This is a genomic window from Virgibacillus profundi (assembly GCF_002287375.1).
Taxonomy (GTDB): domain Bacteria; phylum Bacillota; class Bacilli; order Bacillales; family Amphibacillaceae; genus Virgibacillus_K; species Virgibacillus_K profundi.
Genome location: NZ_NPOA01000003.1, coordinates 168139 through 184729 on the forward strand (window position 1 = coordinate 168139; position 16591 = coordinate 184729).

The 16591-nt window shown below is 37.2% G+C and carries 14 protein-coding genes; 12 read left to right on the top strand and 2 right to left on the bottom strand.

What is annotated here, in order from left to right:
• Window positions 1–8: 8 nt before the first annotated feature.
• Window positions 9–1202, bottom strand: coding sequence for an ROK family protein (locus CIL05_RS05765; protein WP_095654572.1), 1194 nt, complete (start codon window positions 1200–1202; stop codon window positions 9–11).
• Between the two features lie 144 nt (window positions 1203–1346).
• On the opposite strand from CIL05_RS05765, the gene uxaC reads away from it, so the two are divergent.
• Together uxaC and gnd are read left to right on the top strand one after the other, a co-directional pair.
• Entirely contained in the window at window positions 1347–2744 is a 1398-nt protein-coding gene (gene uxaC, locus CIL05_RS05770; protein ID WP_095654573.1) for a glucuronate isomerase, read from the top strand.
• Window positions 2745–2777: 33 nt separating this feature from the next.
• Window positions 2778–4187 (top strand): NADP-dependent phosphogluconate dehydrogenase, encoded by a 1410-nt coding sequence (gene gnd, locus CIL05_RS05775; protein WP_095654574.1) that lies wholly within the window; start codon window positions 2778–2780, stop codon window positions 4185–4187.
• Between the two features lie 142 nt (window positions 4188–4329).
• Here gnd and CIL05_RS05780 read toward each other — a convergent pair whose 3' ends face one another.
• Window positions 4330–5529, bottom strand: a complete 1200-nt coding sequence (locus CIL05_RS05780; protein WP_095654575.1) for an ROK family transcriptional regulator — start codon at window positions 5527–5529, stop codon at window positions 4330–4332.
• 199 nt (window positions 5530–5728) lie between these two features.
• Between CIL05_RS05780 and larC the strand changes: the two genes are divergently transcribed.
• The 10 genes from larC (at window position 5729) to CIL05_RS05830 (ending at window position 16411) form a co-directional block, all read left to right on the top strand.
• Window positions 5729–6532, top strand: coding sequence for a nickel pincer cofactor biosynthesis protein LarC (gene larC / locus CIL05_RS05785; protein ID WP_095654576.1), 804 nt, complete (start codon window positions 5729–5731; stop codon window positions 6530–6532).
• A gap of 24 nt (window positions 6533–6556) precedes the next feature.
• Window positions 6557–6967, top strand: coding sequence for a methylglyoxal synthase (mgsA, locus tag CIL05_RS05790; protein ID WP_095654577.1), 411 nt, complete (start codon window positions 6557–6559; stop codon window positions 6965–6967).
• A gap of 247 nt (window positions 6968–7214) precedes the next feature.
• Window positions 7215–8363, top strand: coding sequence for a Gfo/Idh/MocA family protein (locus CIL05_RS05795; protein WP_206207750.1), 1149 nt, complete (start codon window positions 7215–7217; stop codon window positions 8361–8363).
• Window positions 8364–8436: 73 nt separating this feature from the next.
• Window positions 8437–9447 (top strand): Gfo/Idh/MocA family protein, encoded by a 1011-nt coding sequence (locus CIL05_RS05800; RefSeq protein WP_095654578.1) that lies wholly within the window; start codon window positions 8437–8439, stop codon window positions 9445–9447.
• A complete protein-coding gene (locus CIL05_RS05805; RefSeq protein WP_095654579.1) occupies window positions 9444–10304 on the top strand; it encodes a sugar phosphate isomerase/epimerase family protein in 861 nt (286 codons plus the stop codon). Before CIL05_RS05800 ends, CIL05_RS05805 begins: the two co-directional genes overlap by 4 nt.
• Window positions 10305–10332: 28 nt before the next feature.
• Entirely contained in the window at window positions 10333–11406 is a 1074-nt protein-coding gene (locus CIL05_RS05810; RefSeq protein ID WP_095654580.1) for a Gfo/Idh/MocA family protein, read from the top strand.
• 80 nt (window positions 11407–11486) lie between these two features.
• Entirely contained in the window at window positions 11487–12410 is a 924-nt protein-coding gene (locus CIL05_RS05815; RefSeq protein WP_095654581.1) for an AEC family transporter, read from the top strand.
• 231 nt (window positions 12411–12641) lie between these two features.
• Window positions 12642–13910 (top strand): nickel pincer cofactor-dependent isomerase, group 22, encoded by a 1269-nt coding sequence (locus CIL05_RS05820; RefSeq protein ID WP_095654582.1) that lies wholly within the window; start codon window positions 12642–12644, stop codon window positions 13908–13910.
• A gap of 26 nt (window positions 13911–13936) precedes the next feature.
• The gene (locus tag CIL05_RS05825; RefSeq protein WP_095654583.1) at window positions 13937–14707 is read left to right on the top strand and encodes an SDR family oxidoreductase; all 771 of its coding nucleotides are present in this window, start codon (window positions 13937–13939) and stop codon (window positions 14705–14707) included.
• 228 nt (window positions 14708–14935) lie between these two features.
• Entirely contained in the window at window positions 14936–16411 is a 1476-nt protein-coding gene (locus CIL05_RS05830; RefSeq protein ID WP_095654584.1) for a gluconokinase, read from the top strand.
• The last annotated feature ends 180 nt before the right edge of the window (window positions 16412–16591 follow it).

Genomic DNA, 16591 nt, shown 5'->3' on the forward strand with positions numbered 1-16591 from the left:
AAGTTTAATCATTGACCGGGAATTTCATCCAAATTACTAAGATAATCATATTCAACATAATTAATCATATTTAATCCTAGGTAGTTTTTAATTGCAAGTGCTGCCCCACCTAGTGCACAAGAGTTTTCACCTAATCTGGAACTGGTTATTTCACGGTAATTATTCATTTTCGACTTTAATTTTTCCTGAACTTCTGAAATGAATGGTGTGTTTCCGTTAATAATCATTCCATTTAGGATTACTTTTTCCGGGTTGAAAATATTAATAATGTTATTTAAACCGACAGCCAAATAGTCAAGATATTCATCAACAATCTCCTTGTTTTCTTCCTTACCCAGCAATTTTTCGAAGTTATCCGATAAAGTACCAACAGATAAATTTCCCTTCAGTTTGCTGATTAAGACTTTTTCGGAGGCGTACAATTCCCAACAACCTGTATTCCCACAAGAGCATGCTAATCCTTTAGGGTCAATGATCATATGACCGATTTCTCCAGCAAATCCCTGGTGTCCCTGGTATATTTTATTTCCATTTATAATTCCCAAACCGATCCCGGAGTATAATGTGACACAGAATAAATCTGGAATATGCTCACTGTATACTTGTTCAGCAAAAACACTTAGGTTGGCATTATTGTCAATGTGTACATTGGTTTTAAACGCTACTTCCAGTCTGTCTTTAATATTAATATTCGACCATTGCTGTTTAGGTGTGAAGATAATCTCCTGATCTTTATTGACGATACCATGGATTCCAATCCCAACACCGATAAGTCCTATTGGTTTATAGATTTGATTGAATTTCTCAATCTGGGTAGATATGTTTTGAATTAATTGATTGGTAACATCATCCAATTTATAGTTTTGAACAGGAAGATTCATTTTATAAAATGGTTTACCCTGTAAATCCGTAAAAAATATTTTAAGAAAATGTTCATCAATATCTATACCAATACTGTAACCAGCATCTGCATTAATTTCTAACAAGATAGGTTTTCTGCCACGTGTAGTTAGTTCACCTTCACTTTTTTCGTTAACGATATTTTCATTTAAAAAATCTCTGACCTGGGCAGATACAGTAGCTTTATTAAGGCCGGTCTTTCTTGCTAAATCACTTCTGGAAAGGGAGACGTTTTTAATGATTTCCTCCAATAAAATTCCTCGGTTCATTTGTTTGATATAACTAGCATCTCCTGTATTCAAATTAAATCCTCCTATAAAAATCAAATAACATATATATTTAGGTTGAAATATAAAACGTTTACATATATTATATTAGTATAGACTTAATAGTTTGTTTAGTAAACAAAATAAATAGACCATTAACACAAAGAAAGGAAGATTAGCGTGAAAACCTTTATTACAGATGACTTTTTATTATATAATGACACTGCTAGGGAACTTTATCATAATACTGCAAAAGATTTACCTATAATCGACTATCACAACCATTTGAACCATGAGGAAATATTAAAAGATAAAAATTATAGTAACCTGTCCGAGATTTGGCTTGCTGGGGACCATTATAAATGGAGAGCTATGCGAGCGAATGGCATTGACGAAGCTTATATAACTGGCGACAAAAGTGACTACGAAAAATTCTTGGCATGGAGTAAGACAGTCCCGAACACTTTCGGTAATCCTTTATATCATTGGACGCATTTGGAACTCTTACGTTATTTTGACATTGATGAAGTTTTAAATGAAGATTCAGCTCCGGCTATTTGGAAGGAAGCGAATGCTAAGTTAGCAACACCGGAACTATCTGTAAGATCTTTATTGAAACAAGAAAAAGTTGAATTTGTTGGAACTACAGATGACCCAACGGATGATTTAGCAAGTCATATTAAATTAGCAGAAGAAGGGTTTGCAAGTAATGTCTCTCCATCTTTTAGACCGGATAAAGGCCTTGGTATTGAAAAAGATGAATTTATTCCATGGGTGAATAAACTAGGGGAAGTAACCAATTCAACGATTGAAACTTATAATGGATTCCTGGATAAGTTAGCAAACCGTGTAGACTTTTTTGATAAACATGGCTGCCGAAGCTCTGATCATGGCATTAATGTATTGTATTATGAGAAGACCTCAAAGGAAGATGTAGAAGCTATATTCTCCAAACGCTTGAAAGGGGAAGAACTATCAGCAATAGAAGTGGATCAATTTAAAACATATACATTACTAACATTAGGTGAGCTGTATGCGGAAAAAGGTTGGGTAATGCAACTTCATATTAGTCCATTACGTAATAATAATACGAAAATGTTCAATAAGCTTGGGCCTGATTCCGGCTTCGATTCAATCGGTGATCCACTTATAGCTGATAAACTGGCACGTTTATTGGATTCTTTGGAAGAAATAGACAAGCTGCCAAAAACTGTTCTATATAGTTTGAACTCAAAAGATTATCATGTCCTTGCAGCAATGGCGGGAAATTACCAAAACGCAGAAATCCCTGGAAAGGTTCAGTTTGGAACTGCATGGTGGTTTAATGATACAATTGATGGTATGGAAAACCAAATGAAAATTTTGGCGAATATTGGACTAATTAGTAATTTCATTGGTATGCTGACAGATTCAAGAAGCTTTCTATCACTGGCACGTCATGATTATTTTAGGAGAATATTGTGTAATCTGTTAGGTACATGGGTAGAAGAAGCTAAGGTACCAAAGGATATGGCTTTACTTGAAAATTATGTCCGTAATATTTGCTATGAAAATGCAAAGCGTTATTTTTCACTTTAAATAAAAACTCTTAGATGTAGAAAGGAAATGGGTATGTCAAAACAGCAAATTGGAGTTATTGGTTTAGCAGTAATGGGAAAAAATCTGGCTTTAAATATTGAAAGTAGAGGGTACTCTGTTGCAGTGTATAATCGTTCACCGGAAAAAACAGATGCTTTTCTTGAAGATGAAGCAAAAGGCAAGGATTTTGTTGGAGCAAAATCAATCGAAGCGTTTGTTAATGCTTTGGAAAAACCACGTAAAATTTTATTGATGGTTAAAGCTGGACCGGCAACAGACGCAACAATTGAATCATTGCAGCCTTTTCTTGAAAAAGGTGATATTCTGATCGATGGTGGAAATACTTTATTTGAGGATACGATTCGTCGAAATAAGAAACTGGATGAAACTGGAGTCCACTTTATTGGTACGGGCGTTTCCGGTGGGGAAGAAGGCGCCCTTAACGGTCCGTCAATGATGCCTGGTGGACAAAAAGAAGCCTATGAACTTGTAGCCCCAATTTTTGAAGCTATTTCTGCAAAAGTAGATGGAGATCCTTGTGTAACATACATCGGGCCAAATGGTGCCGGACATTTTGTAAAGATGGTACACAATGGTATCGAATATGGAGACATGCAGTTAATTGCTGAAGCTTATTACATTTTGAAACATGTACTTGGTATGGACACACAGGAACTGCATGAAGTGTTTACAGAATGGAATAAAGGCGAATTGGATAGTTATTTGATTGAAATTACTGCTGATATTTTCACGAAAAAAGATGATGAAACAGGCAAACCTATTGTAGATGTGATTATGGACAAGGCTGGGCAAAAAGGAACAGGAAAATGGACAAGTAAAAATGCATTGGATTTAGGTGTTCCACTTCCATTAATTACAGAGTCTGTATTTGCTCGTTTTATTTCTTCTCTAAAGGAAGAGCGTGTAGAAGCAAGCAAAGTGCTAAACGGTCCGGAAGCACAGAAATATGATGGTAATAAAGAAGAATTGATTGAAGCAGTAAGAAAAGCATTGTACATGAGTAAAATTGTTTCCTATGCGCAAGGCTTTGCACAAATGCGTGCAGCATCCGAGGAAAATGAATGGGATTTACAATATGGAGAAATTGCAATGATCTGGCGTGGGGGATGTATTATCCGCGCTAACTTCCTGCAAAAGATTAAAGATGCCTATGATCAAAAATCGGAATTAGCTAACTTAATGCTGGATCCTTATTTCAAAGAAATTGTAGAAGGATATCAATCAGCATTACGTGAAGTGGTTTCCGTTGCAATTAAAAATGGTATTGCTGTACCAACTTTCGCAAGTGCAATTGCTTATTATGACAGCTATCGTTCGGAAGATCTTCCAGCTAATCTGATTCAGGCGCAACGTGATTACTTTGGGGCACACACCTATGAACGTAAAGACAAAGAGGGCGTATTCCATACGAACTGGTTCTAGGTTTCAAGTATGACTAGAATTAAAAAAAGAACTCCCATTTTCCTTGTGGCGGGAGTTCTTTTTTATACTGATAGGTTTGGTATCGCTGATAAGATACAATTTATATAATAAAAAGAGCCTGGCAATAAGCTAAGCATTCTAATCAGCTTAATACTTTCACATCATTTTTAGTAATGCCATCTTCATCTATTTTTAAAATCAATTCGGGAACTTCCAGAAATCGTTGAATTGCAAGTGCACAGGCACCCATGACACAGGATTCGCTTCCAAGATCTGATAGTGTAATTTCCCTGTATTGACTTACTGATGACTTTAAGTTGCTTTTAATTTCTTCAATAGCATTAGGATACATTCGTAGTATGTCACTATTTATTACCAGGTTCTCTGGATTATACAAATTAATAATGTTATTTAATCCGATTGCCAGGTATTCGATATATTGTTTTAAATAAGCACAAGTCACAGTGTCTTGTTCATCTATTAAAGTTTTCAGGTCATCGAAGTTCAGGTCTGGCATATTCAGCTGTTTTGATAATTGTTCAAATAACGACGGCTCAGAAGCATAGCGTTCCCAGCAACCATTATTGCCGCATTTGCAAGCTTTGCCATCTGGAGAAATAATCATGTGACCCATCTCTCCGGCATAGCCGTGGTAGCCTTTGTGAATTTCGCCGTCAATCATAATACCTGCACCAATCCCGGAGCTTAAGATAATGTTTAATAAATTATCACTATTATGATACTTAAATACTCTTTCCGCATAGGAAGACAGGTTAGCATTATTTTCGATTGCAATATTGATATTTAATTCTTTTTGCAAATCCGCTTTTAAATTTTTATGATGCCACTGATATTTAGGTACGAATAAAATACTTTCATCTTTATTAACTGTTCCATGAATACCGATAACGACATTTACAAGGCCATAACGGCTGTTTGAACATTGGGCATTATATTTCTGAATTTCCTTAATCAGCATTTGAACGATAACATCATAATCATGATTTTCCAGTTTAATCGTATCACTTTGAACAGATTCACCCTGTAAATTGGATAATGTATATTGGACATGGTGGTAATCAAAATCTATTCCTAATACATATCCTGCTTTACTATTTAAGGTAAGCATGATTGGTTTTCTGCCAACGGAATTATGTTCATGCTGGGTTTCATAGATCAATTCTTCTTCTAATAGATTTGCAACCTGAACGGAAATAGTTGCTTTATTTAATCCAGTAATTTTTGATAAATCAGCACGTGAAATCAGACCATGTTCAATAATCTTTTGCAGGAGTAAGCTTCTATTTATTTTTTTTATGTAAGCACCGTCACCTGTAACCATGTAAATCCCCCTTTAATCTAATGGAATGCTTAAATAATTTGTTAACAGAACAAACTAAACAAAAAGTCTAAAAAGTAGATCCAGTTGAAATACTGAAAGTGTTTTCATTATTAATTAAATGAAAGATCCAAGGAACTGGCAGATTTAGAAATTACATTCCATATATAATTACATTATAGCAAAAAAAGGAGCTGATGAAATGAAAATTCTATATTTTGATTGTTTTTCAGGAATTAGCGGGGATATGGTTATAGGTGCTTTAATCGATGCAGGTGGTGATCCTGCTCATTTGGAAGAAGAATTAAAAAAGTTACATATGGATGATGAGTATAAATTAGAATGGTACAAAGTTGTGAAAAATGGAATCACAAGTACAAAGTTTAATGTTTTATTAACGAATGAAGAACAGCAACACCATACTCATGCGCACGATCATCACACACATGACCATCATTCACATGATCATACCCATAGTCACCATCATCATGGACATGACCACCGTTCTTACCAAGATATTGTGAGGCTTATTGAATCTTCTGATCTTAGTGATGTTGTGAAAAAAAACGCATTAAATATCTTTAAGAAAATTGGTGAAGCAGAAGGCAAAATTCATGGAGTTCCTTTGGATGACGTTCATTTTCATGAGGTGGGGGCAGTTGATTCGATTATAGACATAATAGGTGCTGCAATACTAATAGATCAGTTGGAAATTGAAATGATCAAATCATCGCCTATTCCGGTAGGTGGAGGAAAAATTCATATTGACCACGGTGTTTACCCAGTGCCGGCACCTGCCACGCTGGATATTTTAAAAGGTGTTCCTATTGCAGAGAGTGAGTTAAAAGCAGAATTAACTACACCAACAGGAGCTGCTATAGCGGCAGTACTTGCTGAAGAATTTAGTTCATTGCCTGCTATGAAAGTAACCGCTGTCGGTTATGGTGCTGGAACGAAGACATTCAAGGATCACCCTAATGTTCTGCGTGTAATTATTGGTGAATGATTTTTACAGGAAAGGAAGAAAAGTATGAAAATTGCTTTGATAGCTCATGATCTCAAGAAAGATGATATGGTTCGGTTTGCCCAGGCTTATAAATATAGCCTAAAAAAACACGAACTCTATGCTACAGGAACGACTGGTCTGAGAATAGCTGAAAATACCGGTTTATCACTTTATCGATTTCAATCAGGTCCACTTGGTGGAGATCAGCAAATCGGTGCTTTGATTGCTGAGAATAAAATGGATATGATTATTTTTTTCCGTGATCCATTAACTGCACAGCCACATGAACCGGACATCTCGGCATTGATGCGTCTTTGTGATGTTTATTCTATACCTTTGGCAACAAATATGGGTTCAGCAGAAATTTTTATACATGCACTGGAACGTGGGGATTTGAAGTGGCGTGATATTATTCATGATCTTGAAAAGGAATAAAACATGTTAAATTAATCCTAACTATGCTATTATAATCCTTTTTAATCTAGATGTAAGCGTTTATAATTTTATATGCAAGCACTTACATTAGAAAGTAGGGAAGCTGCTTACTAAAATATCATCTATGAGTAAGGCAAAAGGAATATGGAATTGAAAGCGTTCCCCATTTCAGTCAGTATTTCGGAATGCAACAGTATGGAAATTTCGCCTTACAAGGCAAAAATATATGTAGTGAGGAGAATTGATTATGAAAAAGGTTAGATTAGGTATTGTAGGCTTAGGTGCACAAGGTGGCGCTTATGCAGAATTCATCAAAGAGGGAAGAGTAAATAATATGGAGGTCGGAGCAATTTGCGACGTTGATCCAGAGAAGAAAGCAGTTGCAGAAGAAAAGTATCCGGATGTTCCATTTTATGATAATTATATTGAAATGATGGAAAGTGGAAATGTGGATGCAATTGTTACATGTGTCCCACATTATCTACACCCAGAGATGGGCATTGAAGCATTAAAGAGAGACATTCATGCGTTAGTAGAAAAGCCTGCCGGTGTTTATACGAAACAGGTTAAAGAACTAAATAAATTTGCAGCAACCAAGCCTGAAGTAACGTTTGGAATTATGTTCAATCAAAGAACCAATGAACTTTATCAAAAGGTAAAAGAAATTATTGATAATGGTGAAATTGGTGAAATTCGTCGTACAAATTGGATTATTACAACATGGTGGAGACCACAGGGCTACTATGACCAAAGTGCATGGAGAGCAACATGGGAAGGTGAAGGTGGCGGTGTACTTGTTAACCAGGCACCACATCAGCTTGACCTGCTTCAATGGATTGCAGGAATGCCGAAAAAGGTTTATTCCAATGTGAAATATGGTTATCAAAGAGATATTGCAGTAGAAGATGAAGTTACGGCAATGTTTGATTATGGCAATGGTGCTACTGGAGTATTCATTACCGCTACACATGACGTGATGGGAACTGACAGATTCGAAATTCTAGGTGACAATGGAAAAATTGTGGTTGATGATAGTAAAACTGTTACGATAAAACGCCTGAAAAAACCTGAATCTGAAATGAGTGCAACAATGAGTATGCAGGATGTAATGGAGATCTTTATGGGCAAAGGTCCTGGAGAAATGTATGATGAGGAAGTTATTGAATTTGAAAGTGTATGGGGCGCACAGCATACAGCTGTAATGGAAAACTTTGCAGCTAATGTATTGGATGGAACGCCATTACTTGCACCAGGCAGTGATGGTATTAATGGTGTAGCACTTGCAAATGCCATCCATTTATCAAGCTGGTTAGGCAAAGAGGTAGAACTTCCACTTGATGAAGATTTATATTTGGCAGAGTTAAATAAAAAAATCAAAGAAGAAAAATCTGAATAAACAGATCAAGCTAACCCAGTTCATTTGAAATGGGTTAGCTTTTAGAACATCCATTTTAAGGGAGGTTGGACCAATGTTAAAAATTGCGGTTATCGGCCTTGGTGATATATCGAAAATTCATATCCCGGTCATTCAGGATAATCCAAATGCAGAGCTAGTTGCAGTTTGTGATATTGATGAAACATTAAAGGATACCGTGTCTGATGCAACTTTTTATACTGATTATCTTGAAATGCTGGAAAAAGAAGCATTGGATTGTGTTCATATTTGCCTGCCACACTATCTTCATTACGCTGCGACCAAAGCTTGTGTTGAAAGAGGAGTGCACGTATTTCTGGAGAAACCATTGGCCAGAAGCGCGGAAGAAGGTATGTTTTTAGTTGATTTGGAAGAAACGTATAAAGACATTAAAATATGCGTTTCATTTCAAAACCGCCTAAATGAAACCTTTGAAAAGTTGCTGGAAGTTGTTGAAAGTGGAGAATATGGTAAGGTCACCGGCTTAAAAGGACTGGTTACATGGTTCAGACCAAAATCCTATTATGATGAAAAGCCATGGCGAGGAACGATGAAACAGGCCGGTGGTGGTGTTGTGATCAACCAAGCAATCCACACCCTGGATCAAATGCAGTTGATCGGTGGGGAAATTAATACTATTAGAGGATCGATTGATAATCTATTTGACTATGGTTATGAAGTAGAGGATACTGCTACAGCAAATATTCAGTTTCAAAATGGTGCAACTGGTTTATTTTTTGCAACGGTAACAAATGCAACAAACTCATCTGTAGAATTTCAGGTTATCCTGGAAAAAGGCAAATTAACCATAAAAGATAGTATTTTGACGAAAACAAATGATAAAGGTGAGAAGGAAAGAGTTATTGAAGATGCAAAGCTTCCCGGAGCAAAATTCTATTACGGGGCAAGCCACTCTAAACTAATCAATCATTTTTATACATGTATCGAAAATAATAGCCAGGATTATATCCATACAAGGGATGCGCAAAAATCTATGGAAATTATCAGTGCAATTCGTAGATCTTCTGAAATAAAAAAAGAAATCAAAATGGAGGTATATCAATGAATAAAGGTAAAATCGGCGTGCAAATGATGATGCTTAAAGGAAAAGTGGAAGAACTAGGAGCATATGAAACAATGAAAAAGCTGCATGAATTGGGGTATGGTGCGGTAGAGGTCTCACAAATTCCTATGACTGAAGAGAATGTTGCTGAATTAAAAAGAGCCAGCAAAGATTTTGAAATTAAAATCGCAGCAATGTCAGCACCATTAGAACCAATGCTTCCAGGAGCTCCAGGCGAAACGCTAACAGATGATTTCGATAAGATTGTTAATGATTGTAAAACACTTGATTGTAATTTCTTGCGTATTGGTATGCTTCCATTAAATGTGATGGGTGATAAAGAGCAAATCATGGCATTTATCGAAAGAGCAGAAGCAATGGCAGATAAGTTGTTCGAGCATGGAATCGAGCTCTACTATCATACACACCATATCGAATTCCAAAAGTATGATGGTGAATATTTACTGGACATCATAAAAAATAATACTTCCAAGCTCGGCTTTGAATTGGATGTTCACTGGATCCAACGAGCTGGGGTGAATCCAGTTGAATTTATAAAAGAGTATAAGGGACGCATTTCTCTGTTACATTTAAAAGACTATCGTATTGGCAAACTGGATATTAAAGAAGAAGATTTGAAAGATATGGGTAAATTCTTTGGAAAGTTCACGAACTTAATCGAGTTTGCTGAGGTTGGAGAAGGAAACTTAGATATGAAAGCAATTATTGAAGCGGGCCTTGAAAGTGGTGCACAATACTTCCTTATCGAACAAGATGATACGTACGGAAAAGATCCATTTGATTGTTTGGAAACATCGGCAGATAACTTAAGAAAATTAGGATATGCAGACTGGTTTTAATCAAAATTAATGGAACGGGGTGATAGTGATGAGCAAGGATGGAATGACATATGCGCCAAAGGGTAAGCCAAACCCAGTAGTAAAAGAAGGTGAATTTCCAATTGCAGCAGTTGCACTTGATCATGGTCATATTAATGGCATGTGTAATGGATTACTCGAAGCTGGAGCTACACTAAAATGGGTTTATGACCCAGATCAGCAAAAGGTTAAGGATTTCATTGAACAATTTCCAGGCGTTCGGCCTGCAGAATCATTAGAGCAGGCTTTAAGTGATGAATCAATCAAGTTGGTAGCAGCGGCTGCAATCCCTTCAGAACGAAGTGCATTAGGGAACAAGGTAATGGAAGCTGGAAAAGATTACTTTACAGATAAAACACCTTTTACAACGAAGGAGCAATTGGAAGAAACAAAACGTGTTGTAGAAAAAACTGGACAAAAATATATGGTATATTTCAGTGAACGGCTACATGTTGAAGGAGCGGTATTCGCAGGAGATCTTATTAAAGATGGGGCAATTGGCAGCGTTATTCAGGTTACCGGTTTTGGCCCACACCGTTTAAATGCTCCAAGTCGCCCGGATTGGTTCTTTAATAAAGAACAGTATGGTGGTATTTTATGTGATATCGGGAGTCATCAGATTGAACAGTTCCTATATTATGCAGGTTGTGAGGATGCAGAAATCCTTCACAGCAAAGTGGGGAATTATAATAATCCTGAACATCCCGAGCTTGAAGATTATGGTGATGCAACTTTACGGGGTGATAATGGTGCAACGCAAATCTTTAAAGTGGATTGGTTCACACCAGATGGATTAAGTACCTGGGGGGATGGACGTACATTTATTACCGGAACAGAGGGAACAATAGAAATTCGTAAATATGTAGACGTAGCCCGGGAAGAAACAGGCGATCATTTATTTCTGGTAAACAAGGATGGCGAGAAGCACTATAAGCTGTCAGGAGAAGTAGGCTTTCCTTTCTTCGGTGAATTTATAAAAGATTGTATAAATCGCACAGAGAATGCAATGACACAGGCACATGCATTTAAAGCTGCTGAATTATGTTTGAAAGCACAGGAACAGGCAGTAGTGGTTTCAAAATAAGAAATTCCCATGCTGTCTAGGAGCTCAGTAACTGACTGGTCCCCAGACAGCATTTTTGTCTTTGGAAAGGAGGATACGGCTTGACTGAGTTATTCACGATTCTTAAAGATATTATTCTACCAATCTTTATCATCATGGCTATCGGGTTTTTTATGCAGAAAAAATTTGACTTGCATATTCCGACATTGGCGAAATTGAATATTTATTTTCTTGTTCCAGGCTTTATATTTGTTAAATTATACAGTACGGCCTTTTCAGCCAATTTATTTATGAAGATATTATTCTTTTTCTTATTATATGTTGCTGTTCTCTACGTTTTATCTATTATCGTGGCAAAATGGATAGGATTAGATAAAAGGAAAAAGATTACTTTTTCAAATAGTGTCATGTTTTTTAACTCAGGAAATTATGGTGTACCGGTAAATGATTTAGTTTTCAAGAGTGATCCGTTTGCGATGTCAATTCAGGTTATTGTATTAACCCTGCAAAATATATTTACATTTTCTTATGGTATTTTCTCTTTACAGTCTGTAAATATAGGAAAGCTAAAGGCGTTGCTCGGTTACTTTAAAATGCCAGTATTATATGCCATGCTGTCAGGGATTCTGTTAAATATATTTCAAGTTCCGATTCCAAATTTCATCTGGGTTCCAGCCAATTATATTGCAGATGCCATGATCTCGCTAGCCCTATTGACACTCGGTGCCCAAGTTGCAAATATTAAATTTAAGTCCGGGCTATCTTCTGTATATTCCAGTATCATAATCCGACTATTAATAGGTCCTATTATTGCTATAGGAATAATTTTTATATTTGGAGTGGAAGGGATTGCGGCACAGGCATTATTAATCGCCTCAGCAATGCCAACATCTGTAAACAGTGCGGTTATTGCACAGGAATATGATAATCATCCTAATTTTGCAGCTCAAATTGTCTTGTTTTCAACGTTAGTAAGTGCCTTTACAGTAACAATTGTAATCTATTTGGGCAGGGTTTTATTTTAGGTGTGATTTACCCTCAATACGACAGCGCTTTCACTTGACGAAAAATACGTAAGCTGATATTCTTAAAGTAATAATTTGTTTAGTAAACAAATTAAAAGGAAATGCATGTTATTTATACGCAATTACTGTTATAAACAGGTTGTTAAGAAGAATTTTTAAAGGAAACAATAATATAATCATGTGTTAAAAAAGAACTGAAAATTTTAGTATAGAAAAGGAGTGAGATAATTCATGGGTATTCTTCAGGAATTATTACGGGATATTCCCGTTCCTAAAATGGCGAATGTGAGACAAACATTTGATGCTACCGAGGTAGAGGATTTTGCTTTGGGTTTACAGACTGAATTGGAGAAAGAACATATAAAGAAAACGGTTAAGCCTGGTATGAGTATTGCAGTGGCAGTAGGTAGCCGAGGGGTAGATCGTCTGGTAGAAATGACAGCGATTACTGTAAAGTATCTGCAGGATCTAGGTGCAAAGCCATTTATTGTACCTTCGATGGGAAGTCATGGTGGTGCAACTGGCGAAGGGCAAAAAGCAGTACTGGAACATCTCGGTGTAACTGCGGAGAGTGTTGGTGCAGAGATCCTTTCTTCCATGGAAGTTGTTAAAGTTGGAGAATTACCAAATGGCTTGCCTGTATACATTGATAAATATGCCTCAGAAGCCGATGGTATCGTAGTTATTAATCGGGTAAAGCCACATACTGCTTTTCGTGGGCCAGTAGAGAGTGGAATCATGAAAATGATTAGTATCGGGCTGGGCAAGCAAAAGGGTGCTGAAGCATGCCATCAATTAGGATTTAAACATATGGCAGAGCATGTTCCGGCAATGGCGAATCTGACGATGGAGAAGATGCCGATTCTTTTTGGCGTTGCAACGGTGGAAAATGCATTCGATAAAGTAGCAAAGGTAGAAGTACTTGCACCAGAAGAAATAATGGAAAGAGAAACAGAATTGCAAAAACTGGCGAAACAGTGTTTGCCAAAACTTCATTTCGAACAAATTGATGTTCTGATCATTGATCAAATCGGCAAGAACATCAGTGGGGATGGAATGGATCCTAACATTACAGGACGTTACCCAACACCATATGCTTATGGAGGACCTGAAGTAGTCAAGATGGTTGTGCTTGATTTAACGCCGGAAACAGAAGGAAATGCGAACGGTGTTGGAACAGCTGATTTCACAACGAAACGTCTTGAGGATAAGATGGACCGCGCGGCAACCTATGCAAACGGATTAACATCAACTGTTGTAGGGCCAACACATATATCAACAACATTGCCAAATGATAAAGAGGCAATCCAAGCAGCTATTAAAACCTGCAATATACTCGATTTCACACAGGCGAAAGTAGTTCGAATTAAAAACACACTGGAATTAAGTGAAATTGAAGTTTCTGAGGCCTTACTGGATTATGTAAAAGAACATCCAAGTATTGAACAGACTTCAGAGCTTTATGATATTAACTTTAATAAAAATGGAAACTTATTTTAAATATAACTTACACGGGGGAAGTAAACATGACAAATTTATTCGATTTAAAAGGAAAAACAGCAGTAGCAATTGGTGGTAATAGTGTATTAGGCGGTTCAATGGCAAAAGGGCTTGCCGCGCAAGGTGCAAAGGTAGCAATTGTTGGGCGAAATATGGAAAAAGCAGAAGAGGTAACAAAGGAGATTGAGGCTAACGGTGGTACAGCAAAATCCTTCGTGGCAGATGTGAGTGACCTTAAAACAGTTGAAAAAGCAGCCAAAGAAATTGAAGCATGGACTGGTGGCTGGGACATTGTTTTAAATGCACCTGGTAAAAACAGCTCTACACCATTTCTTGATCTAGATACAGACGAGTGGGATGACATTATGGATGTTAACTTAAGAGGTCTTGTATTTACAACACAAATTTTCGCAAAAAGAATGATTGAACAGGAAAGAAAAGGAAGCATCATTAATATTTCGTCTGTTTCATCAACAACACCGCTATCAAAAGTATTTACGTATTCGGCTTCAAAAGCAGGTGTGAACAATGTTACACAATTTCTTGCTAGAGAATTCGCTCCACACGGTATTCGAGTAAATGCAATTATTCCAGGATTCTTCCCTGCTGAGCAAAATCGCAAAATTCTTAGTGAAGACCGTATTGCATCAATTATGGGTCATACTCCGATGGATCGCTTTGGAGAGCCTGAGGAACTGCAAGGGGCAGCTATTTATCTTGCTTCCGATAAAGCATCAGGCTTTGTAACAGGATCCCTTCTTCGTGTAGATGGCGGATTTGGAAATATGACAATATAAAAATAAAAGCGTAAGCGCCCGTTTAGCAACGTACAAACTAGAGCACTTCGAAATGAGATAAAGGAAACACGGTGAGCTAAAAGCGAACCGATGTTGACTTATCGTAGTGGAGGAGTGTGAAGTTTGCTAGTTGCTGGGCGCAGGAGCTGGATATAATAATGAAAAAAGGCTTTGGAGTGATGTTCCAAAGCCTTTTCTAAAGAAGTTATGCTAAAGGAAGAGGTAGCTATGGGAAAAGAATTAGTCATAGGACTTGATATTGGAACAACTAGTGTGAAAGCAGTCATTTTTTACCTAAAGGGAGCTTTGATCGCAGAAGCGGAAGCATTAATTAACACATATTATCCGCATCCGGAATGGGCGGAACAGAATCCGGTGGAGATTGAACGTTCATCTGTACTTGCAATGAAGGAAGTTATCTTAAAAGCTAAGGTACAAAAGGATGAAATACTTACTGTCGGAATATCCTGTGGGATGCATTCTCTGATATGTGTGGATGAAAACAGTGACCCATTATCACAAATGATTATTTGGTCTGACGGAAGAAGCAGTGCTCAAGCTGAAAAATTATCACAATCCACAGGAAAAGAAATCTACTTAAAAACAGGAACACCAATTCATCCAATGTCACCATTGATCAAGCTAATGTGGATGAAGGAAACGAATAATGAAGCATATCAAAAGGCAGCATATTTCATGTCGATGAAAGAATACTTATTGCAAAAATGGTTTGATAAACGTGTAATTGACTATTCGATGGCCTCAGCAACAGGGTTGTTTAATTTAGAAACATATAAATGGGACGATAAAGCATTGGAAATTGCCGGTATTAATAAAGATCAGCTTTCAGAAATTGTTCCCCCAACAGAAATTTTAACAGATATTAATGAAAAGATTGCAGAAGAAATGGGATTATCTTCACAGGTTCCCTTTGTCATTGGAGCGGCAGATGGGCAACTAGCGAATCTCGGTAATGGGGCAATTTCTCCGGGAGAAGTGGCTGTTTCAGTTGGTACAAGTGGGGCTATCAGGCAGTTTACTAAAGGTGTTCCAGTAAATGAAAAACAGGAAACATTTACGTATGCATTCACGTCGGATACATCCATTATTGGTGGTGCTACTAATAATGGCGGAATTGCTTTACAATGGTTAAAAGACTTGCTTGAGTTCCAGGGAAGTCATGATGAGCTTCTGGCAGGGGCAAATGATGTAGAACCAGGATCGGATGGTATTCTTTTTCTTCCATATGTAAATGGAGAAAGAGCGCCAGTTTGGAATCAGCATGCAAAGGGAAATTTCTATGGATTAAGTATCGGACATAAAAAAGAACATTTAGTACGTGCCGTTCTTGAAGGAATAACCTTTAATCTTTATCAGATTGGTAAATCCTTAGAAGAAATAGCGGGAAAGCCTGAAAAAATTAGTGTAAATGGCGGGTTAACTAAATCATCCCTATGGGTGCAAATAATGGCAGATGTATTCGGAAAAGAAATACATCTTTCGGATACACATCATAATGCTGCATGGGGTGCAGCCTGGACTGCTTTAGTAGGAATCGGCAAGGTAGGTTCCTTTGAAGAAATCAAAAAGAATCTGCCGGCTGAAAAGGTTGTTCAACCGAATAGGCAGAACCATGAAGTTTATTTGAAGGTATACGAAAAGTATGAAGCTATTGCCAAGAATCTGGCAGTGTATTTTGAATAAGTTGCTTGGCAGTAAAGAAAGTATATCCATATTTTCTTTCTGGGGCTCCGATTACTCGCCCCACCGTAAAGATTTGCATAAGTGCATAAGTAATACTTCGAAGCATTATCATCGCAGACGAAAAGTATTTTTCGTTGAACTAAGGCAATTCGCCTAACCTAAAGCGAATGCCAAGTTTTC